The 21,035-nt window shown below is 73.1% G+C and carries 21 protein-coding genes; 6 read left to right on the plus strand and 15 right to left on the minus strand.

All coding sequences use genetic code 11. The features are described from left to right. The first annotated feature begins 209 nt into the window (after window positions 1-209). Window positions 210-1,412 (plus strand): serine hydrolase, encoded by a 1,203-nt coding sequence (locus ACZ58V_RS08455; RefSeq protein WP_471289029.1) that lies wholly within the window; start codon window positions 210-212, stop codon window positions 1,410-1,412. 69 nt (window positions 1,413-1,481) lie between these two features. Here the strand turns inward: ACZ58V_RS08455 and ACZ58V_RS08460 are convergent, their stop codons facing one another. The 4 genes from ACZ58V_RS08460 to ACZ58V_RS08475 all read right to left on the minus strand — a co-directional run bounded on the left by ACZ58V_RS08460 (window position 1,482) and on the right by ACZ58V_RS08475 (window position 5,712). Beyond that, a complete protein-coding gene (locus ACZ58V_RS08460) occupies window positions 1,482-3,053 on the minus strand; it encodes a protein kinase domain-containing protein (RefSeq protein ID WP_471289031.1) in 1,572 nt (523 codons plus the stop codon). Continuing rightward, window positions 3,050-3,853 (minus strand): serine/threonine protein kinase, encoded by an 804-nt coding sequence (locus ACZ58V_RS08465; protein ID WP_468185074.1) that lies wholly within the window; start codon window positions 3,851-3,853, stop codon window positions 3,050-3,052. Before ACZ58V_RS08465 ends, ACZ58V_RS08460 begins: the two co-directional genes overlap by 4 nt. An 89-nt stretch (window positions 3,854-3,942) precedes the next feature. Next, window positions 3,943-4,680, minus strand: coding sequence for a class I SAM-dependent methyltransferase (locus ACZ58V_RS08470; protein ID WP_471289032.1), 738 nt, complete (start codon window positions 4,678-4,680; stop codon window positions 3,943-3,945). A 66-nt stretch (window positions 4,681-4,746) separates the two neighbouring features. Then, window positions 4,747-5,712 carry an SCO2400 family protein gene (locus tag ACZ58V_RS08475; protein ID WP_471289033.1) on the minus strand — a complete coding sequence of 322 codons (966 nt, stop codon included), beginning with the start codon at window positions 5,710-5,712 and terminating at the stop codon, window positions 4,747-4,749. Between the two features lie 373 nt (window positions 5,713-6,085). Between ACZ58V_RS08475 and ACZ58V_RS08480 the strand changes: the two genes are divergently transcribed. The 3 genes from ACZ58V_RS08480 to ACZ58V_RS08490 all read left to right on the plus strand — a co-directional run bounded on the left by ACZ58V_RS08480 (window position 6,086) and on the right by ACZ58V_RS08490 (window position 8,359). After that, complete coding sequence (locus tag ACZ58V_RS08480; protein ID WP_423570764.1) at window positions 6,086-6,535, plus strand: spore-associated protein; 450 nt, start codon at window positions 6,086-6,088, stop codon at window positions 6,533-6,535. 220 nt (window positions 6,536-6,755) lie between these two features. Further along, window positions 6,756-7,535 carry a restriction endonuclease gene (locus ACZ58V_RS08485; RefSeq protein ID WP_471289034.1) on the plus strand — a complete coding sequence of 260 codons (780 nt, stop codon included), beginning with the start codon at window positions 6,756-6,758 and terminating at the stop codon, window positions 7,533-7,535. Between the two features lie 140 nt (window positions 7,536-7,675). After that, complete coding sequence (locus ACZ58V_RS08490) at window positions 7,676-8,359, plus strand: HAD family hydrolase (protein WP_471289926.1); 684 nt, start codon at window positions 7,676-7,678, stop codon at window positions 8,357-8,359. 23 nt (window positions 8,360-8,382) lie between these two features. Here ACZ58V_RS08490 and ACZ58V_RS08495 read toward each other — a convergent pair whose 3' ends face one another. Further along, window positions 8,383-9,303, minus strand: coding sequence for an EamA family transporter (locus ACZ58V_RS08495; RefSeq protein ID WP_471289037.1), 921 nt, complete (start codon window positions 9,301-9,303; stop codon window positions 8,383-8,385). 68 nt (window positions 9,304-9,371) lie between these two features. Between ACZ58V_RS08495 and ACZ58V_RS08500 the strand changes: the two genes are divergently transcribed. Both ACZ58V_RS08500 and ACZ58V_RS08505 read left to right on the plus strand, forming a co-directional pair. Next, window positions 9,372-10,226, plus strand: a complete 855-nt coding sequence (locus tag ACZ58V_RS08500) for a LysR family transcriptional regulator (RefSeq protein ID WP_471289038.1) — start codon at window positions 9,372-9,374, stop codon at window positions 10,224-10,226. Window positions 10,227-10,416: 190 nt separating this feature from the next. Further along, the gene (locus ACZ58V_RS08505; RefSeq protein ID WP_471289041.1) at window positions 10,417-11,238 is read left to right on the plus strand and encodes a lipase family protein; all 822 of its coding nucleotides are present in this window, start codon (window positions 10,417-10,419) and stop codon (window positions 11,236-11,238) included. A 31-nt stretch (window positions 11,239-11,269) separates the two neighbouring features. Here ACZ58V_RS08505 and ACZ58V_RS08510 read toward each other — a convergent pair whose 3' ends face one another. The 10 genes from ACZ58V_RS08510 to ACZ58V_RS08555 form a co-directional block, all read right to left on the minus strand. Then, on the minus strand, window positions 11,270-11,989 hold the full coding sequence (locus ACZ58V_RS08510; protein ID WP_468185056.1) for an SDR family oxidoreductase: 720 nt from the start codon (window positions 11,987-11,989) through the stop codon (window positions 11,270-11,272). 38 nt (window positions 11,990-12,027) lie between these two features. Further along, window positions 12,028-13,614 carry an MFS transporter gene (locus ACZ58V_RS08515; RefSeq protein WP_468185054.1) on the minus strand — a complete coding sequence of 529 codons (1,587 nt, stop codon included), beginning with the start codon at window positions 13,612-13,614 and terminating at the stop codon, window positions 12,028-12,030. After that, window positions 13,611-14,528: an NAD-dependent epimerase/dehydratase family protein gene (locus ACZ58V_RS08520; RefSeq protein WP_471289044.1), complete on the minus strand. Its 918-nt coding sequence runs from the start codon at window positions 14,526-14,528 to the stop codon at window positions 13,611-13,613. The genes ACZ58V_RS08515 and ACZ58V_RS08520 overlap by 4 nt, the downstream gene beginning before the upstream one ends. A gap of 3 nt (window positions 14,529-14,531) precedes the next feature. After that, window positions 14,532-15,062 carry a hypothetical protein gene (locus ACZ58V_RS08525; protein WP_471289046.1) on the minus strand — a complete coding sequence of 177 codons (531 nt, stop codon included), beginning with the start codon at window positions 15,060-15,062 and terminating at the stop codon, window positions 14,532-14,534. Further along, window positions 15,059-16,720 carry a class I adenylate-forming enzyme family protein gene (locus ACZ58V_RS08530; RefSeq protein WP_471289049.1) on the minus strand — a complete coding sequence of 554 codons (1,662 nt, stop codon included), beginning with the start codon at window positions 16,718-16,720 and terminating at the stop codon, window positions 15,059-15,061. The genes ACZ58V_RS08525 and ACZ58V_RS08530 overlap by 4 nt, the downstream gene beginning before the upstream one ends. Continuing rightward, window positions 16,707-17,588, minus strand: coding sequence for a hypothetical protein (locus tag ACZ58V_RS08535; protein ID WP_471289051.1), 882 nt, complete (start codon window positions 17,586-17,588; stop codon window positions 16,707-16,709). The genes ACZ58V_RS08530 and ACZ58V_RS08535 overlap by 14 nt, the downstream gene beginning before the upstream one ends. Further along, window positions 17,585-18,988 (minus strand): beta-ketoacyl-[acyl-carrier-protein] synthase family protein, encoded by a 1,404-nt coding sequence (locus ACZ58V_RS08540; RefSeq protein WP_471289053.1) that lies wholly within the window; start codon window positions 18,986-18,988, stop codon window positions 17,585-17,587. The genes ACZ58V_RS08535 and ACZ58V_RS08540 overlap by 4 nt, the downstream gene beginning before the upstream one ends. Beyond that, window positions 18,978-19,268, minus strand: a complete 291-nt coding sequence (locus tag ACZ58V_RS08545) for an acyl carrier protein (RefSeq protein WP_468185040.1) — start codon at window positions 19,266-19,268, stop codon at window positions 18,978-18,980. Before ACZ58V_RS08545 ends, ACZ58V_RS08540 begins: the two co-directional genes overlap by 11 nt. Further along, window positions 19,265-19,540: an acyl carrier protein gene (locus tag ACZ58V_RS08550; RefSeq protein WP_031105264.1), complete on the minus strand. Its 276-nt coding sequence runs from the start codon at window positions 19,538-19,540 to the stop codon at window positions 19,265-19,267. Before ACZ58V_RS08550 ends, ACZ58V_RS08545 begins: the two co-directional genes overlap by 4 nt. A gap of 81 nt (window positions 19,541-19,621) precedes the next feature. Continuing rightward, complete coding sequence (locus tag ACZ58V_RS08555; RefSeq protein WP_468185036.1) at window positions 19,622-21,034, minus strand: class I adenylate-forming enzyme family protein; 1,413 nt, start codon at window positions 21,032-21,034, stop codon at window positions 19,622-19,624. Window position 21,035: the final 1 nt, after the last annotated feature.

A 21,035-nucleotide genomic window follows, 5' to 3' on the forward strand; every position in this document is an offset into this window, starting at 1 on the left:
TCTTTCGTCGTCGGCGGGTGGTCTGATCGTGACCGTAAGGGCCGTCACCACATCCCCGACACCTGACACTTATCAGGGTCGAACCCCCAGGTCGTCTCGTTTCGGGGGCTCCCTGACATACGTCAGGACCGCCCGCGCCTCTGAGGCTCCTAGGGTGGCGGCGCGGGGTCAGGCCCCGCCGGACACTCGGGCGACCATGAAGGGCAACCATGCGCACTCTCCTGCGCGGCGCCGCCGCTCTCGCGACCGTCGTCACGATCGTGTCGCTCCCGGGCGGCGCGACAGCGGTTCCCCGGCCGGCCTCGGCCGTTCAGGCCGGCCGGAGCGCCGAGGCCGTCCAGATCCCGGACGGCGTCACCGCCGGGGTCGCGGTCTTCGACCGCCGCACCGGCACCTTCACCGAACAGGTCGACGAGAGCGCGCGGTTCCGGTCCGCGTCGGTCGTCAAACTGCTGCTGGCCCTGGACTTCCTGTGGGACCGCGGGCCCGACCACACCGTCCCCGAGGCCGACCGGGCCCGGCTGGAGCCGATGCTGCGCAGCAGCCGGGACGACGCCGCGGACCACTACTGGTCGGAGTACGGCGGCCCGGCGATCATCGACCGGATGTCCGCCCGGCTCGGCCTGCGCGACACGGCGCCGCCGCCCGCCGGGTACGAGGGCTACTGGGGCTACACCGCCCTGTCGGCCCGCGACACCGTGGCGATCTACCGCTACCTCCTGGACAAGGCGCCCGCGCCCGTCCGTGACTTCGTCATGGACAATCTGCGCCGCTCCACGCGCTGCGCCTCGGACCGCTTCGACCAGCACTTCGGCATCGCCGGGTCGTTCGAGCGTCCCTGGGCGGTGAAGCAGGGCTGGTCCGGGAAGTACGCGAAGGGGACGTGCGGCGCGTCGGGAACGACGACCGCGGCAGAACCGGCCCCCGCTCCCGCCGCGAAGGCCGCCGACAAGGCCGCCGACAAGGCCGCCGCGGCCGTGGATCTCACCCGTCCCGCGCTGCACACCACCGGCACGGTGGGCGCGGACGACCGGGCGATCGTGGCCGTGCTGACGCTGCATCCGGTCGGGACGTCGTACGGGAAGGCCTACACCGACGTCGGCCGGCTGACCCGCTCGCTGAACGTGCCGGGCGGGGTGCGGCCCGCCGGGACGTGGTTCGGTACCTGGGGCGAATTCGTGAACGTCCGCAAGGGCCCGGCCACGGGCGACGGCCGGGTCACGCAGCTTCCGGCCGGGGTCGAGGTGCTGGTGGGCTGTCAGGTCCGGGGCCAGGTGGTCAGCGTGCCGCCCTACACCAACGAGTGGTGGGCCTACCTGCCCCAGTACGGGGGCTACATCTCCAACATCTACATCAGCTCGCCGGACAACCGGCTGCCGAACGTCCCGGAGTGCGGCTCGGCGCGGCCGTGACGGGAACGGGGGGCGAGCGGTGGGCGGGGCCCTGACGGGTCCGGCCCACCGCTCGCGTATGCGCGGGGGTCAGCGCTCGTAGGCGTCGAGGTAGCGCAGCACCTTGTCCACGTGCGGCCGTACCCGGGCCGGGACGCCGCCCTCCTCGATGACCGTGCGGTCGCTGGTGCGGTAGCCGGCCGCGACCAGCGCGGGCAGGTCCTTCTTCGGCAGCCCGGCCTGTTTGAAGCGCTGGTCGAGCCAGCACACGTAGAGGCTCATCGTGGAGATCGCGTCCGGCGGCGACATGTGGTCCTTGTCGCCGTCGCCGTCCCCGTCCACGGCCCAGGCGCGGAACACCGACGGGGTCCACATGGCGATGCCGTACTCCTCGCTCTCCGGGCGGGACGCGTTCGTGTCGAAGCCGCTCTCGGCCTTGATCAGCGCGGCGAGCAGGACGGGCGTGATCTCCTCGTCGGTGCAGCGGTGGGCGGCGCGGGCGATGACGGGGCGCAGCGCCTCGGGCACGTCGGAGTCCGCGGGTATCTCACCCGGCACCGGTCTGCGCGCGCCGGTGACGGTTGCGGAGACGTCGCCGTCACGGTCGTCGTCCCGCGTGCCGACGCCGCCGCCGAGCAGTGCCACCCCGGCGACCACTCCGGCGGTCAGGACGACGAGCCCGGCGGCGACGGCCGGTACCAGGCGTCGTCGGCGGCGGCGCGGACCGCCGGTGATGTCCTCGATCCGGGCGGCGATGTCGGACGCGGTGTGCGGGAGGCGGGTGGTGTGGTCCGGTGCCAGGCAGTCGGCGATCAGCCGGCGCGTGTCGTCGCCGAGGCCGGCGTCGAGCCGCAGGGGCGCGGTGCCGCGCGCGTAGGTCTGGGCGGCGAGCGAGCGGGCCCGGGCCGTCGCGCCCGCGAAGGGGTGGAGTCCGCCGGTGAGCACTTGGTGGGCGAGGACGCCGAAGGCCCAGATGTCGGCGGTGGGCCGGACCACGGCGCCCTGGGTGCCGGTCCGCTGGGACCACCACTCGGGCGGCAGATGGTCGAGGGTGCCGAGCGGCGGCAGATGGGCGTGGGTGCCGTCGAGTTCGGTGGCCAGTCCGAAGTCGGCCAGCCACACCTGCCCGCCCGGACCCAGCAGGACGTTGGCGGGTTTGAGGTCGCCGTGCACCCAGCCGGCGTCGTGCATATGGGCCAGTCCGGCGGCGACTCCGCGCAGGACGCGTTCGGCGCCGTCGATCGGCCGGCCGCTCGCGGCGGCGTCCAGTACGTCCTTCAGGCTCGCCTCCGCACGGTCCATCACCAGTGCGATCGCACCGTCGAGGGCGGGCAGGTCCGGGGCCTCGACCGTGCACACGGCGTGGGTCCGGACGAGGTGGGGGTGGTCGGCCTCCGCGCTGAAGCGGACCTCGCGTGCCACGAGTTCACCGAGCGCGGCGCGCTGGCCGGGGCCCAGGGCACCGGTCGGCAGCACCTTCACCGCCACGCGCGTGCCGTCGGCGACCGTACGGGCCTCGTACACGGTCCCCCAGCCGCCGGAGCCGATGACCGCGCCGACCTCCCAGCCCTCGACGCGGAACCCCTCGGGGAGGCGAGGGCGAGGCACCTCGAGGTCGTCGTCCTGGGAGTCCTGGGGGTCCTGGGCGTCGGGTGTCGTCATGCGCCGGCCTCCTGGGGGGCGAGGCGGCCGACGCTGCGGGGCGGCAGCAGGCCGAGGTGTTCTTCGCGCACCAGGCCGAAGCGCAGGGCGACCGAGGCGAGCCGGGTGCGCTTGGCACCGGTGCGGCCGCCGTCGGTTCCGCCCGCGGCCTCCTCGCCCAGGTCCAGGCGCAGTTTGGCGAAGGCGAGGTAGTCGATGTGGTAGTTGACCGCGGAGCGGGTCAGGTCCCGGCAGCCTTCCAGTGGCCGCAGCCGCTCCACGATCTGTCCGACGCCGGGCAGCGCCGAGTCGGAGGGATCGCGCAGCCGGGGCTCGCACAGGGCCACCAGGACGAGGAAGTACTTCGACGTGGGGTCCAGGGCGAAGGGGTGGACGGTCTGTTCCCCGCCGCCCGGCGCGGACCGCTCGCCGAGGTAGGCGTGCTGGGGTGCGAACACCTTGAAGGCGGCGTTGCCGGACAGGGCCGGGAGCACCACTCGGGAGAACTCGAAGGGCACGGGCGCACCGAGGCGCCCGGGAGCGACGGTGAGGTACTCGCCGGCTCCCTCCAGGTTCTCCACGACGTACGACACGCTGCGGCTGAAGTTGGACAGCCGCCAGTAGTCCCCGGCCGCCTCGAGCTGCCCGGCGCGGCGGGAGACGCCGGGGTCGGTCAGGGTGATGCGCACCCCGGTGCCGCCGGGCAGGCCGCGTCCGAAGTCGGCGATGTCCCCGGGCCCCAGGTGGATCAGTTCGGGACTGCCCGTCTCGTCCGCACCCCACGGTGCGGGACCGGGCAACTGCACGATGATCGTTTCCACAACAGGATTCCCCCGATGCCGACGGCCCCCGATTTGGTCGCGAGGATTGTACGGGCGGATTCCGGTTGCGCAGAGCCGGCGGGGCCGTCTCAGTGAGCGGTTTCCGGACGTCGTGCGACGAACACGAACTCCTTCCCCGGCCGGTCGGGCGCGTCGCGTACGTCCTCCACCGCGAAGCCCCGCGCGACGAGTTCCGTCTCGACCTCCCGCCGCTCGCGGAAGCGCAGCGTCGACTCCGAGGTCAGCGCCTGTCCGTCCGCGGCGAACCGATAGACCTGGCGGAAGGTCACCAACGGGCCGGACACGTCGAGCAGTTCGGCCCAGTACTCGACGGCGCCGCTTCCAGGGACGTCCGTCACGGCGTACGTGGCCTCGCGATTCCACTCCTCCCAGGCGCGGCGAGCCGGGATCCGGGTCTCGAAGACCAGGCGTCCGCCCGGCCGCAGAGCCGCTCGGGCCCCTCGCAGGAACGCGTGCCAGTCCTCGGCGCCGGTGATCTCCTGCGCGGCGTTGCCCGTCATCGTCGCGAGGTCGGCGGCCAGCGGCGGGAGGGCCGTCGCATCGCCGTGGATCCACCGCACCCGCTCGCCGCCCGGCTTGCCGCGGGCCACCTCCAGGGACGCCCCGGCGGGATCGACGCCGACGACCCGGAGGCCGCGTGCGGCCAGGCGCAGCGCGAACACACCTGTCCCGCAGCCGATGTCGAGCACCTGGCGCGCCCCGAACTCCTCCGCCATGCGCAGATACGGGTTGAGGTCGCCGCGGTCGGGGTCGAGCGGGTCGTAGACCGCGGCGAGCCGCGGATGCCGGAAGCACTCGTCAGCCATGCGCCCGAAGGTACGAAGAGCGGGCCGCGGGCGGCCACCGGTTTTCGGCGACCGCCCTCTCGTCACTCAGCCGAGGCAGATGACGAGCAGGCAGAGTTCCTTGGACTTCGAGTCCGAGTCCGAGTTCGAGCCCGAGTTCGAGGGAGAGGTCGGCGTGGGGCTCGCCGCCGGCGGGGGTGTCGTGGGGTCGGCGGGCTGCTGCGTGTCCGCACCGGTCTCGGACGCGGGCGGTGTCGTCCGCTCGGTGACCTTCGACGTGGACGTACGGGCGTTGCCGGTGACCGTGTCCACGGTGCTCGGGACGGTGGTCCGCTGCCGCGGGGTCGTCAGCGGCAGCTCGCGGGGCGTGGCGGCCGCGTCCGTCCGCGGGTCCGCCGGCGTGGTGCGGGGAGCGGCGGTCCGGGGCTGCTCGCGGTGCGGGGCCTTGCCGGTCCCGGGCTCCGTGGGCGTGGAACGCGGGGTGTCGCGCTGGGTCGACGTCGGTTCGGAGTACGTCGGCGCCTCTCCCCCGGCGCCGCCCATCGTCGTGTCCTCCGGCGCCGTGGCCGCCTGGGCGCCGGGCGTAGAGTCCCCCTTCATGGCGGCGACGGTCAGACCGCCTCCGACGAGCGCGACGGCGGTCGCCACCACGGCCCGGCGCTGGTTCTTCTTCCAGCGGGCCATCTGACGACGCCGGGCCGCCCGTCCCTGCTGCGGGACCTGGTAGTCGTCGGCCGCGGCGGTGCCTGCGCTCCCGTGACCGCCGGACGGGTCCGTGCCAGGGATCTCGTGGCCACCGGCCGGGTCGGTGGCCGGGGTCTCGCGGCCTCCGAACGGCCCGGTGTACGCGAGGGGAAGCTCACGCGTGCCGGAGCGGGCCTCGTCCCATACGGTCCGGTCGTCCCACACATTCCCCTCACGCCACGCGGGGGGCGCGGCGGGGCCGGTACGGCCGTCGGCGGCGGAGGGGTCGATGTCCGGGGCGTAGGCGCCGCACCCCGGGCAGACCAAGGCGCCGTTGAGGTGCCGACGGCACGAGGAGCAGTAGTCCATGTGTGGTCTTCCCGATCTGGCTGACTGTGTCGGCGGCGCGCCGGCCGCGGCCTGGTCACGTTCGCACGTGGGATCGAGCCGTAACGCTAACGAGACTTTGAAAGGGCCGTGTGCAGCCTGTGTGACACCCCTGCGCAGATTCTCTGGATCTCGCGTGCGCTGCAAGTGACCCATGAGTAAAGCCAGCGGGGCCTGGGCACACTCAGGCGCCCGCCGCCGGAACTTGCGGCCCGGCCGGCCCCACGGACCGGATTCTCGCCCGCGTTCTGAGCATCTCGCCTGAATTTCCCGCGAGTTGGCGCACAACCCTTTGGATCCCCTGCGGGTCACACCATGCAGGAGCAACCACCTCGAAGAGTTGCATGGGGGAAATATGAGATTTACCCGTTCCGTCCTGGCCGCGTCCGCCGTGGCGGCACTGTCGGTGGGGACCATGACCGCCCTGGCGTCACCCGCCTCCGCCGCGCCCAACACCACTCCGCAGAAGGTCTGCGGAAGCGGCTACAAGACCGTGAACTCGGCGGCCGTCGGCTCGCTCGGCACGATCTACCTCACGTACAACGCGTCCAACGGACACAACTGCGTCACGACCATCCGCAACAACCCGGGGACCGCCGTGGACATGTCCGCGTATGTCTGGGTCCCCGACACCGAGGAAGGTGACTCGGACGCGGGGCTCTTCAAGTCGTACGCCGGACCGACCTACGTCCGTGGCAAGGGCCACTGCGTCGACTGGGGCGGCAGCATCGCCAACGTGTACGTCCAGGTGGTCGGCTCCAACTGCGGCTCCCTGAAGGAACACCGGACCACCTTCACCCGCTGACCCCCCTCCAGCCGGGTCACCACACCCCTGCCGCGCGTTCGCGGGGACCGTGGTGGCCCGGTTCTTCACGCGGCCCCTTGACCGTCGGCAGGGCGGAGACCCGGGGGCGGCTGCCCCGTACCCATCTCCGCTTCGGACGAAAGCTCCCACGGGTGGCGATCCCTGATCTTGGGCACACGGTGGAAATGATCTTTCCACCGGCCCCATCAGGGGGTATGCCGTGACCGCACCTGCGCGTCGTACACCGCCCGCGAACCGTCGGCGCGGGTTCGACCTTCGCTCGACCGCCCTGTTCTTCGTTCTTCTCGCTTTGGTCGTCACGGTCCTGGGCCTCATGGCTCGCATGGTGGCCGACGCTGTCGAGCGGCGTCCCGCCTGGGTGTTCGTCCTGGCCGTTGCAGGTGTCGCGGGTTTCGTGGGCCTGCGGCGCCGGGTGCACGTGGCAAGGGCGGCACGCCGGGCCGCAGCGGTGCTCGACGAGGCGGCGCGGGAGGCGGCCGACGAGCTGGACACTCCCGCGATTCCCCATCAGCGCCCGGTCGCCGAGGCCACCCCCGACTACGACGCCCTGACGCCCGAGGAGTTCGAGGAGGCGATCGCCGCCCTCTGCGAACGCGACGGCTGCTCCGCCGTCGACGTCGCGGGAGGCGCCGGCGACCTGGGCGCCGACGTCGTGGCCGTGACCCCCGACGGGCACCGGGTCGTCATCCAGTGCAAGCAGTACGGCGACACCCACTCGGTCGGGTCCCAGGATCTTCAGCGCTTCGGCGGCACATGCTTCACCGTCCACGAGGCCGACATCGCCGTCCTGGTCACCACAAGCGACTTCACGACGCCGGCGCTGGAGTACGCCGACCAGTGCGGGGTCGTATGCGTGGACCGGGAGGCCCTCCGGTCATGGACGGACGGCACCGGCCCCCGCCCCTGGGGGGCCGCCGCCACGGCAGGAGAGGCAGCGGGGCGGGGAACGGCGGGCGCCGAGACGCAGGTTCAGCAGTGAAGCGAGCCAGGAGCGCGTGACACGGGAGGACGCCGGCACGTGCACCTCCCGACGCATGCCCCATCCAGCCCATCCAGCCCATCCAGCCCGCCCCACGCATCGCGGGGCGGGCTTCGCCGTGTGGGCGGCATCCGAAAAATATCTCGCATCCCGTCCCGCCGGTCGAGGCCGTCCTCTTCGACTTCAGCAACACGATCTTCCAGATGATCGACCTGGAGACGTGGCTGCGCCGGGTCGGCGCGGCCGGCGGCCGTACGGCCATGCTGGACGAGGACGGCGCCGTGCACGAGATCGCACGGCAGTTGCGGGAAGCCTTCCGGCTGCCCGCCGTCGCCGCCCTCCAGGAGGGCCGCGACCTCTCCACACACCGGCACCGCCGCGCCATGCGCGGCTGGTGGGGGCATGTGGACTTCCTGCGGGGCGTCGAGGAAACGGCCTACCGGGAACTCACCGCCCCCGACGCCTGGCTGCCCTACTCCGACACCCAGCCCACACTCCGTGCGCTGCGCGCCCGCGGACTGCGCATCGGCATCGTCAGCGACTTCGCCTGGGACCTGCGCGTTCACCTGGCCCACGCCGGGCTGGAGGAGCTGATCGACGGCTGTGTCATCTCCTACGAGCAGGGCCGCGAGAAGCCCGATCCACAGCTGTTCCTCAAAGCCTGTGCCGACCTCGGCGCCGACCCCCGCGCCACCCTCATGGTCGGCGACAACCCGGTACGCGACGGCGCCGCCACCGCCTGCGGTCTGCGCGCCTACATCCTCCCGGCCGAACACCGCACCGGCGACCGGGGCCTGGCCGAGGTCCTCCGGCTCGTGGCCTGACCCACCGCCCGCGTGGGTGTCCCTCAGGCGCGTGACGTGAGAATGCTGAGGGCGTTGGCGGCCACGATGGCCGCGACGGCCGCCGCCTCGGTCCAGCCCAGGTTCTGGCCGAGGACGATCCAGCCGACCACGGCGGCCAGCACGGGGTTGACGCTCATGAAGAGCCCGAAGACCCGGGCCGGTACGCGGCGCAGGGTGAGAAGGTCCGCCAGGTACGGGACGGCCGAGGACAGGACGCCGGCCACGAGCGCGTAGGCGGCGGCCCCCGCGGTCGGCGGATGGTCGACGGCGAGGACGATCCCGACCGGCAGGAACATCACGGCGGAGACTCCGGCCGCGGCGGCCGATCCCTGCACTCCGGGTATGCGCCGGCCGACGGTGCGGTTGAGCAGGATGTACGACGCCCAGCAGACGGCGGCGAGCAACCCGAGGCCCATGCCCGGGTAGTCGGTCGAGGGCTGCGGCCGCATCAGGGTGACGACACCTGCCGCGGCGATCAGCGCGCAGCACGCGTCCACACGGCGGCGTGAGGCGGCGAGGGCGATGCTCAGGGGCCCGAGGAACTCCAGGGTCACCGCGAGGCCGAGGCCGATGCGGTCGATGGCGCTGTACAGGGACAGGTTCATCGTCCCGAACACCAGGGCCAGCAGCAGGACCGGCCACCACTGCTCCTTGGTGAAGGTACGCGGACGGGGGCGGCCGACGGCCATCAGGACGATCGCGGCCACGTACTGGCGTACGGCGACGACACCGATCGGCCCGAGGACGGGGAAGGCCAGGGAACCGATCGCGGCGCCGGTCTGGTTGGACAGACCGCTGCCGAACATGGTGACCACACCGGCCAGGCGTTCTCCGTTGGGGTGCGGGGCACCGAGGTCCGGGGCGGAGGGGGCCGCGAGGGTCCCCTGCGCGGGTGCCGGCGTCGGTGCTGAGGCTGCGTCCATGGCCCGATCCTGAGACGGCACGGGGGTTGCGCAAAATGCATCCGGAGATCCATCTATACGCTGGAGTCATGGATGTGGAGCTGCGGCAGTTGCGCTGCCTCGTCGCGATCGTCGACGAGGGCAGCTTCACCGACGCCGCCATCGCGCTCGGGGTCTCCCAGGCCGCCGTGTCCCGCACGCTGGCCTCCCTCGAACGCGCCCTCGGGGTACGGCTGTTGCGGCGGACCTCCCGCCAGGTGAGTCCGACCGGAACGGGCCTGCGGGTGCTGGGGCATGCCCGGCGTGTGCTCGCCGAGGTGGACGATCTGGTCCAGGAGGCCACCTCGGGCCATGCCACCCTGCGGGTCGGTTACGCCTGGTCGGCCGTGGGCCGCCACACGCTGGCTTTTCAGCGCCGCTGGGCCGAGACGCGCCCGGAGACCGAGCTGCGGCTCGTCCGCGTCAACTCCGCCACCGCCGGCCTCGCGGAGGGCGCCTGCGACCTGGCCGTGGTCCGCAGGCCACTGGACGACCGCCGCTTCGACTCCGCGATCGTGGGCCTCGAGCGGCGCTTGTGCGCGATGGCGTCCGACGACCCCTTGGCCCGGCGCCGCTCCGTGCGGCTCGCCGACATCGGCGGACGCACGCTGCTGATCGACCGGCGGACGGGCACCACCACGACCCGGCTCTGGCCACCGGACTCCCCTCCGGCGACCCGGGCCACCCACGACGTCGACGACTGGCTGACAGCGATCTCGCTGGGTCGCTGCGTGGGGATGACGGCCGAGTCGACCGCACACCAGTATCCGCGCCCCGGCATCGTCTACCGGCCGGTGCGTGACGCCGAGCCGATCGCGGTGCGCCTCGCCTGGTGGCGGGACGAACCACATCCCGCCGCCCAGGCCGCGCTCGAACTGCTCACCACGCTGTACGGCACGGGCTGACCCGGCTGTACGTGCCGCGGGAGAGTCCCGGTTCCGCCGGCGGTCCGTCCGGGTGACCCCGAGGCGCGCTTCGCGAGTGCGGCCGTCCACCCGCGATAGGACGGGGCTGCCTCTTCCGCCACCTCAGGGTGCCGTTTCCGCGGTTCGGTTCGGCCGCCGTGCGCCGCGGCACCCGGGAAAGGACCCGCTGGTGTCCGTGCCCCAGAGCATCGATCACTCCGTCACCGGATACAGCCTTCCGCACGCCTACTGGATGGCCAAGGCGTCCGACCTGGCCTACAAGGACCGGGCCACCATCGAGCAGCAGGCGCGCAAGTGGGGGTTCGACCGGGTGCTCCATCACGAGACGCGGTTCACGCCGCCGTTTCCGCTGGAGGACACCCAGGCGTACACGATGGCCAGTGACAGGATGATCGTCACCGGTTTCCGCGGCACGGAGCCGGTGCAGATCCGTGACTGGCTCACGGACGCCGTCACGCCGCCCGTACCGGGCCCGGCAGGCACCGGATACATCCACCACGGCTTCGGCGAGGCCCTGGAGTCGATCTTCCCCACGATCCGGGACGGGCTCGCCGACCTGCGCGACCAGGAACAGTCGGTCTGGTTCACCGGCCACAGCCTGGGCGGGGCACTCGCCATGCTGGCCGGCTGCCGGATGTACCTGGAGGAGCCGCGGCTGCGGGCCGACGGCGTCTACACCTTCGGCCAGCCCCGTACCTGCGACCGGCTGCTCGCCAAGGCCTGCGACAAGGGCTTCAAGGACCGGCTCTACCGGTTCGTCAACAACAACGACATCGTCCCGCAGATGCCCCCGGAGCCGGCCTTCACCCACGTCGAGGCCCTGCGGTACATCGACTCCAGGGGCAAGGTGCACACCACGCTGCCCTTGGTCACCGGACTCGTCGACCGTGCCGGCGGCATGACCGCCGACGCCTTCGCCCCGGCGAGCGACGGCGTGCGCGACCACTTCATGAACAACTACGTCACGGCCCTCGAACGCAACCTGGCCTGAAGGGTGGGGGCACAGGACGCCGACCCCGCCCTCAGTGCCCCAGCCCGGCGCCGCCGTCGACCGGGACGACGGCGCCGCGCACGTACCCGGCACCGGCCAGGAACGCCACCGCGTCGGCGACCTCCTCGGGGCGGGCGAGGCGTCCGGCCGGGGTCCGGCGCAGCAGATCCTCGCGCTGCCGGTCGGTGAGGGCGCGGCTCATGTCCGACTCGGTGAGGCCGGGCGCCACCACGTTGCAGGTGATGTCCCTGGGGCCGAGTTCGTGGGTCAGCGACCGTGCGAATCCGACCAGCCCCGCCTTGGCCGCCGCGTAGTTGGTCTGCCCGGGGGCGCCGTGCAGCGCCGCCGTGGAGGAGACCAGCACGATACGGCCGTGGCCTTCGCGGAGCATCCCGCGCACCGCTCGCCGGGCGGCCCGGAAGGCCCCCGTGAGGTTGGTGTCGATGACGGAGGTGAAGTCGGCGTCGCTCATCCGCACCAGCAGGCGGTCGTTGGCGGCGCCCGCGCCCGCGACCAGGACGGTGACCGGGCCGTGGGCCGCCTCGGTCTCCGTGAAGGCGCGGTCCACCTGATCGCTGTCCGTCACATCGCACCGTACGGCGAGGAAGCCCTCGGAAGCGGGCGGCTCCTCGCCTCGGAAGGTCACCGCCACCCGGTCTCCCGCCGCCGCGAAGCGGCGGGCTATGGCCAGCCCGATCCCCCTGTTTCCCCCGGTGACGAAGACCGAACGGGCCGTTGCCTGCGCCGGCATGGCGTCCCTCTCCTGTCCTGTTCCAGTGCTGTGGCCTCTCACGTGGATTCCACCGGTTCGTCCCGTGCCCCTCGTTCCGGGACGTTCCGCGGTCGCGGTGCTCGGGTGCGCAGACCCACGACGGCCACCGCGCATCCGACGAGGGCCAGTGCGGCGACGGCGAGGGTGGCGGCGTACATCGCGTCGAGGAAGGCCCGGTCCGCCGTGGCCGCCAGTTCGGGAAGGCGCAGGGAACCGGCCAGTGAGCGGGCCGCCTCGGCGGAGGCCCGGGCCTGTTCCTCGGCGGCCGGGGACAAACCCTGTGCGGTGCCGGGCAGTTCGGCGTCCGCCATCCGCTCCCGGTACACGCCGGAGAGGATCGAACCGGCCATCGCCACCCCGAGTGTTCCGCCGACCTGCCGGGTGACGCTGTTGACGGCCGAGCCTGCGCCCGCGAGACGCGGTGGCACCCCGCTCATCATCGCGGCCGTGACCGGCGTGCCGACCAGGCCCATCCCGAAGCCCTGGATCCACAGAAGCGCGACGATGACCAGGACCGCGGTCCGCCCGTCGAGCCAGGCGTACGCGACGTAGGTGGCCGCCGTGGCCAGGACACCGGCAGCGACCGTCCACCGGGCCGACAGCAGCCTGCTCAGCGCCGGGGACGCCTGACTGCCCAGGACGATGCCGACCGCGGCGGCGATCATCACGGTGCCGGCCTCTGAGGGGGAGAGCCCGCGAGGCCCCTGGAGATAGAAGGCCGCGTAGAACAGGTGCCCGGCCAAGGCCATGAAGGCGATCAGCAGCACCACGCTCCCGGCCGTGAACCCGGGCTGCCGGAAGAGCCGCAGATCCAGACTGGGCGCCGGGGACCCGCGCTGACCGGCGACGAAAGCGCAGAGCAGGGCGCCGCCCAGAGCCAGCGGGAGGAGGACGTGCGGCCCGTACCAGGCCTGTCCGTCGCCGGCTTCGATGATCCCGTAGACCACGCCGCCGAGGCCGAGCACCGACAGGGCGAGGCCCGGGAGGTCGAGCGGTCTGCGCCGGGGGCCCTTCAACTCGGGTACGACGGCGGCGACTCCGGCCAGGCACAGGGCGACGATCGGCACGTTGACCAGGAACACCGATCCCCACCAGAAGTCGCTGAGCAGCGCCCCGCCCACCACCGGGCCGACGGCCACGCCCAGACCGCTGGAAGAGCTCCAGATCGCGATCGCCCGGGTGCGTTTCGCCTCCGGGGTGCTCTGCACGATCACCGACAGGGTCGCCGGCATCAGCAGTGCGCTGCCCGCGCCCATGAACGCGCGCGCCACGACCAGCCACGCCGGGCTCCCCGCGAACGCACCGGCGGCGGAGGCCGCGCCGAACAGCGCCAGTCCGGCGAGGAGGGTGGCCCGGGGGCCGAACCGGTCGGCCAGCGCGCCGCCCGCGAAGAGACCGCCGGCGAAGACCAGGGTGTAGGCGCTCGCCACCCACTCCAGCTCGGCGGGCGTCGCGCCCAGGCCCTCGGCCGGATCGGCCAGGGTGGTGACGGCGACGTTGAGGATCGAGGTGTCCAGCCAGATCAGCATCTGGGCGCAGACGACGACCAGGAGGACGGCCGCCGGCCGCGACGGGACGGCGGCCGGTTCGCCGGGCCCGGTCATCGCGTCCCCAGCCCGTCGCGCCAGCTCGGCCGCAGCGGCTTCCAGCCCAGCGTCGTACGCGCCCGGTCGTTGGACGCGCCCCGTGCCGCGGTGAGCTGATGGGCCGTGAACCAGCCGAGCAGCCGGGGCGCCATCGCCGCCGGAACCGTGCGCGGGGCAGGGGCGCCCAGCGCGCGGGCGTAGTGCGGCAGCCACTCGGCGGCCGGGGCCGGTTCGTCGTCCGTGATGTGGAGGACCCCGGTGGCCTCCGACTCGACGGCCGCCACGGCCGCTGCCACGGCGTCCTCCACATGCAGGAACGAGGTGATCCCCGACCCGCCCTCGGGCAGCGGGAGTTTCCCGGCCAGCACCCGCTGCCCCGTCCCACCGGTACGGGCGTACGCGGTGCCGGGGCCGTACAGGGTGCCGTACCTGAGGACCAGGCCGCTCAGGCCCGCGCCGCTCGGCACCAGCCGTTCCAGCTTGGCCACGGCCCGTACGGTGGCGGCCCAGCCGGGGTCCGGGGCGTCCACGTACAACGGTGCGCCCTCGTCGAGGACCGGCTCCCCGGCCGGGGCCGCTGCGAAGGCGATGGACTGCGCGACCAGCCGCCGCGCTCCGGCCGCCCGGGCCGCCTCGACCAGGTGGGCGGTGCCCTCGGTGCGCAGCCGCGCGGTCCGCGCGAAGGCGGCCGCGGGATCGTCGCGCAGCAGCCGCAGCGCCGTCATCTGGTGCACGACCACGTCGGGCCGGGCGGCCGCGACCGCCGGCAGCAGGGACGCGCGGTCGAGGGCGTCGGCGACCACGGCCTCGTCCGCGTCCGGGGCCCGGGAACCATCCCGTACCAGGGCGCTCACATGGTGCCCCCGCGCCCGCAGCGCGCCGACCAGCGGATGCCCGACCACTCCGGAGGCACCGGCGACAAGTACCCGCACCGCTCAGCCCTCCGTGTCCGGGGCGACCCGCATCAGCAGGCGGCACGCACTGTCGCCGTCGCGCAGACAGCTCTCGGCCCGGTTCTCGGTCAGGGTCACACCGAGCCCCTCGGACCAGCCCGCGTGGATGTCGGTGCAGGGGCACCGGTAGCCCTCCAGCGAACCGGCCATCCGCACCATGGTGATGGCGAAGTTCCGCCCCAGCGTGAGGACGATTCTGTCGTCGCCCTCCACCTCGGTGGAGGCGTTGCGCAGTTCCGGCGGGAACATGCGGTCGCCGCACTCGTCGTAGCGGCGGCGCAGTTCCTCCAGGTCCTTGCCGGTGTCACCGCTGTCGGGCAGCGGGCCCGACCGGCGGGCGACGCGCTGCCCGACGTGCACGGCCACCTTGCGCATCGCCTCCGCGTTGATCTCGTTCGCGGCCTCCTGCCCGAAGCGCCCGGCCACCCCCTGGTACCAGTGGGCGTCGTGCTGCCACCACAGTCGGTACGCGTCCACCGTCTGCGCGCGGTGGTTGGTCCCGTCGTCACTCACTCCTGCCCCCTGGTGGCGAACCGGTCGCGCATCACGCGCTTGAGGACCTTGCCCGTGGCGCCCTTGGGCACATCGTCGGGTTCCGTCCGCAGGGCCCGGGCCACCAGCGGGAACCCGGCGGCCGCCAGGACCGCGTTGACCCGCCCGGTCCACGCCTCGCCGTCGCCGGCGGGGGCGTCCTCGTCGGCGAGTTGGAGCAGCGCGTACGCCTCGGCCTCTCCCCCGCCGTCCCAGTCCGCCCGTACGCCCTCGGGGGCCACCCCGACGACCGTGCAGTCGGCCAGTTCGGGCAGCTCCCGCAGGAGCAGTTCCTCGGTCCGGGTGCTGAACAGGATCCCGTCGCGGGTCCGGATCGCGTCCGGCGCCCGGTCGAGGTGGTAGAAGTTGCCGTCCTCGTCCTGGTGGGCGAGATCCCCGGTGAGCCAGTAGCCGCCCAGCCGCAGCCGGTTCCAGGTCAGCGAGTCGTTCCAGTAACCGGGCGTGAGGGTCGGCGACTTCAGGCCGAGGCGGCCGATCCGCCCCGGTGGCAGCGGGGTGCCGTCCTCGGCGAGCACGGCGGCCTCGGCGAAGCTGATCGGCTTGCCGACGCAGCGCGAGTAGGCCGAGGTGTCCTTGGTGTGCCGGTTGTGGAAGACGGAGTAGCCCGCTTCGGACGAGCCGAGCCCGTCCACGAAGACGGAGCCCTCGACCCGCGTACGCCGCAGATCGCGCCCGATCCTCTCGTGGCTCCCGTACCGCACCAGTGCCCGGATGTGCGCCTCGTGCGCCGCGTCCCCGGTGTTGAACCACACCTGGACACTGTCCAGACGGCGTCTCGTCAGGTCCTGCGCGGCCATCTCGCCGAAGGTCCCGGCGAAGGCCAGCACCGTGGTGGGCCGGAACTCCTCGATGGCGTCCAGCACATCGGTGCCGCGCCGGCTGGAGAGCAGCTTGATGTCCGTGCGGAGCAACAGGCAGTACAGCAGTGTCGCCACCATGGCGTTGTGCGCGCCCGGCAGCCCGACCAGGGTGCGTTCCATGTCGGTCCCGGTGGAGTAGCGCAGCCGGTGCAGCTGCGCGTACATCAGCGTCCGGTGGGTGTGCGGAACGCCCTTGGGCATGCCGGTGGTTCCGGACGAGTGCGAGATGAGCACCGGGTCGGTGGGGTCGTGCCGGTACGGGTACGACGGCGGCAGGGCGGCGCGGTCCCCGGGCCGGATGTCAGGGGCGGTGACGCAGAAGCCGAGCCCCGACCCCGACAGCACGGCGTGGTGCTCCCGGTCCGCGAAGGCGCCCACCGCCCCTTGTCCGCGTACGTACTCCCGGGCGGTATCCGGGGCCAGGTTGCCGTTGACGAACGAGGGGATCGCGCCGAGGGAGGTCAGCGCCAGGAAGTTCACCGCGAACTCGGCGCTGGAGTGGGAGTGCACGGCGACCGGGTCGCGGGGCCGTACCCCTCGGGCGGCGTACCAGCCCGCGTAGGTCTCGACGGCCTCGATCAGCCGACCGAGCGTCAGCACCCGCGGACGGCTGCCGTCGGGCGCCTGCCAGCTGCCGTCCGTCCGCAGCACCGGCTCGTCGAGCGGGCGGCCGTACGCCGTCAGTCGCTCCAGGACGTTGCCGGCGCCCAGTTCGGTGTCGGAGCAGATCAGGGCGCGCTCCTGCCTACTGATGAGCATGGGTCTCCGTCTCCTTCCTTGCCTCGGAGTCGGCCGTGAGGATGAAAGCGGGCGCCTGCGGCTCCGTCACCAGGCGGTGGCTGCCGCCGTCCCGCGACAGCCGCCGGTGGGTGGCCGCCAGATCGAAGAGGCCCTGGATGCTTCCGGGGCAGGCGGTGGTCCCGGTAGCCGAGTCGTGCGTCTCGTCCGCCCGGATCGTGACGGGGATCCCGGCGCCGGGACGGGCGAGCAGCAGCGCCGCCGCGATACCGGCGTTCGCGGGAAGGCCCGCCAACGGGTGTCCGTCGACGGCCAGTTCCCGGTACACGGCGGCCGCCCGCTCACCGCCGCCCAGTTCGACACCCAGCACCAGCACCCGGTCCAGCTCCGGGTCCTCCAGCAGGAGATCCGCCATGGCCAGCAGTTCGGTCAGCGAGTCGTCGAGGGAGGAGAGGCTGAACATCTGTCCGGTGATCCGGAACTCCCGGCTCATGTGGCCCAGTACGGAGTTGGGAGTGGCCTGCATGAACAGCAGCGGGTTGTGGACCCGCCCGGCGACCATCCGGCTGCTGGCCAGATCCGCGGTGGTCGTGTCGCCCAGCAGGCCGGCCAGCGCCACGGCGGTCCGGGAGTCTCCCCCACTCTCGGCTTCTCCCCCACGCTCGGCTTCGCTCGCGCGGGGGGACCCCCATGAGCGGGAGGTGCCCCCATCGGGCCGTTCGGCCAGGCACTGTCTGGCGACCTCGAACGCCAGCGGGCTGAACGCCGACTCCACGAAGCCGGGCAGCCTCGGCAGCTCGATGTCGTCCGGGCGCCCGGTGCGGTGGGTCGCGATGGCGCTCGCCAGGATGCCGAGGGCCGAGCGTGGTACGGGTCTGTCCGTCGTCACGGCCGCTCCAGCACGAGTGCGGTGTTGGCGCCCCCGAAGGCGGCGTTGATGGTGAGGGCCCGGCGCGGGTCGGCCCGGCGCGGCCGGTTCGGCACGTAGTCGAGGTCGCATTCCGGGTCGGGCCGGGTGAACCCGGCGGTCGGCGGCAGCACACCGTCCGTCAGGGCCAGCATCGTGATGACGAACTCCACGATGCCCGCCGCCTCCAGGAGGTGCCCGGTGGTGCTCTTGGTCGAGCTCACCGGGATCGACTCTGCCCGCTCCCCGAGGGCGGCTCGCAGTCCCCGGGTCTCGGCGCCGTCGTTGTACTTGGTGCCGGTCCCGTGGGCGTTGACATAGCCGAGGGACGCCCCCTCCGGGTCGCCGGCCAGCCGCAGCGCCTGCCGTGCGGCCCGGGCCAGGCCGGCCCCCTCCGGATGCGGCTGGGCGATGTGGTGGGCGTCCGTCGCCGCGCCCCAGCCCGGCACGGACGCCAGCGGCCGGGCACCGCGCCGCCGGGCGTGCTCGGCGGACTCCAGTACGACGGCCGCGACTCCGTCGCCGAGCAGCAGCCCGCTGCGGTCGGCGCTGAACGGGCGCACCCTGCCGTCGCGGGAGAGGGCCCGGCCGGAGTCGAACTTGCCGAACGTCTCCTCCTCCACGAGGTATCCGCCCGCGCAGACCGCCACGTCGATCCGGCCGGAGGAGATCAGCCGGCAGGCGTGGATGATCGCGGCGGCGGAGGCGACACAGGCGTTGGTGAAGGCGAGCCGGGGCCCGGTCAGTCCGAGGTGGCCGGCCAGCAACTCGGCGAGCCGCGCGGGCACGGCGTCGGCGAGCCGCGCCGCGACTCCCTCCGGCTCGGCACCGGGTTCGCCCGTGGTCACGGCGCCCGCGTTCGGGGCTACGCCCTCACCGGCAACGCCGTTCGGGACAACGCCCCCGGTCCGGCCCGCGCCCTCACCGGCCGCACCGTTCAGGACAACGCCCCCGGTCCGGCCCGCGCCCTCACCGGCAACGCCGTTCAGGACAACGCCCCCGGTCCGGCCCGCGTCCCTTCCCGGCCCACGCGCCGACACCGACGCGACCTCCGTCGGCCGGCCCCGCCAGTACCGCGTGACGCTGGTGTGGTCGCCGGCGACGCCGAGCAGGATCGCCGCCTCCGTGCCCGGGCCGAGGCCGGCCATGTCGAGGGCTTCCGTCCCGCAGCGGGCGAGCGCGTGGCGCAGCGCCCAGTCCTCGACCGCGTCGGGTCCGTCGGGGGCGGCGGCAGCCATCGGCGTCCGGTACGGGCCGGTGTCGAACCGCGTGGTGGGGCGGAACGCGGGGATCCCCGCGAAGACGCCACGCCGGAGGGCGTCGGCGCCCGTGCCGAACGCGGTGCGTACGCCGAAGCCGGTGATCGTCACGTCACCGCTCATCCCGGCCGCTCCCTTCCGTTCGGTCCGTCTGTGCCGCGCGCAGGTATCCGGTGAGCCGCCGCAGCGAGGTCAGCCCGGCGATGTCCTCGTCGGTGGGCTCGACGACCAGGCCGTAGCGCTCCTCGACCACGTGGAGCAGCCACACCAGCCCGAGGGAGTCCAGCACCAGTTCGGCGTCCTCGCCGAGGTCGTCGGGCAGCCCGGGGAAGACCTTGCGGTCCGACAGCAACTGCCGGACGGTGTCGGTGGTGATGGGGGACAGCGAGGCCTCCGTGCTCATGCCCGCGCACCGCGCCGGACGACCTCGGCGACGAGTCCGCCGAGGGTCAGGGAGGCCAGCGGCTCGATGTCGGTGTCCGGGATCTCCACGCCGAACCGGGACTCCAGCCGCATCGTGAGCTCGATCAGGCTGAGTGAGTCGACGTCCAGCCCGCCGACGGTCACCGGGCTGTCGTCGGTGATGCCCTCACGGCTGGTCAGGATGTTCATCTCGTCGATGACCGCGGTCAGCACGAACTCGCGGATCTCTTCTTCCAGGGTCGATGTGCTCATGGTCGACAGAACTCCAGTGAGAGGTACCGGTGGGGGAATCGGGGGAATCGCGCGGAAGGTGTTCGGGCGGCCCGGTCCGGCCTACGACGCGCCGCCCGCCGCCGCCTGCAACGCCGCCGCCTGGCGCAGCAGCTTCCCGTTGGACGTACGCGGCAGGGTCTCCAGCAGCCGGATCACCCGCGGCAGCTTGTAGTCGGCCAGCCGCTCCCGGCACCACCGCAGCAGTTCCTCCGCGGACGGCTCCTCGGCACCGGCGGCCACCGCGACATACGCCTCGGTCACGCCGTCGTGGACCAGGACCGCCTGCTCGACCGCCGGGTGCTCGCGGAGCACCTGCTCGACCTCGGTGAGATCCACCTTCAGAGCGCCGATCACGACGAGCGAGTCGGCCCGGCCGTGCACGCTGACCGCCCCGGTGTCGTCCACGGTGGCCCGGTCCCGGGTGTGCAGCCAGCCGTCCGCGTACTGCGTACCGCCCGAGTCGAAGAGATACGGGGAATCGGCCAGCGCCACGTCCAGTTCGCCGCGGTACTGCCGTACCACCACGCCCGGTGCGGCCCGGCCGACCGAGGGCCGCAGCGCGCCGCCGACGTCGATGGCGACGATGCCGGTCTCGGTGGTGCCGTAGGCCTCGCCGACCGGGACGCCGTACCGTTCGGCGAACCGCGCCGCCACCCGCGGGGGCATCAGCTCGCCGCCCGACACCGCGATCCGCAGCTCGGGCAGGGCGGGCGGGTCGAGGGCGGCCGCGAGCAGTTCGAAGTGCGTCGGCACGCCGAACAGGGCGGTGACCCGGTGGTCCACCGCGGTCCGCAGGATGTCGCGGGCCGAGACGCGGGGCGCGAACACCACGGAGACACCGGCCGCCAGCGAGTGCAGCAGCCCGCCGATCAGACCGAAGCTGTGGGCTGTCGAACTGAGCAGCAGCAGCCGGTCGCCCTCCCCCGGCATGCCGGGAACCGTGGCGAACGCGTCCACTTCGGCGGCGACCGACCGCACGGTCCTGCCGATCACCTTCGGCCGCCCCGTGGAGCCCGAGCTGAACTGCACCAGCCGGTGCCCGGTGGCGGCGGGCCGGCCGGTCCTGCGGCACTCGGTGGTGACCTCGTACTCGGGCCGGAAACCGAACGCCGCCCGGACGTTGGACCCGGCGCCGACCAGGAACTGCGGCCGGCAGACCGCGCAGAGGGATTCCACCTCGGCCGGTTTGAGCCGGAAGTCGAGGAGCAGCACCTGGGCGCCGAGCCGCCACAGCGCGAGCAGCACCTCCACCTGGGTGAAGCTGGGCGGTGTCCGCAGCCCCACGGTGCTGCCCGGGCCGATGCCGTATCCGGCGAACACGGCGGCCTGTTTGGCCACCCGCTCACGTAACTCTCCGCGGCAGAGCGTCTCCTGTCGGTGAATCAGGAACGGCAGGCCGTCGTCCCGGGCGTCGAGCAGCCGCTGGACGAGGGAGCCCATCGAGTCGGCCGGGTCTGTCGCGCTTTCGCCCATG

The sequence above is a fragment of the Streptomyces sp. NPDC040589 genome, from assembly GCF_055594445.1.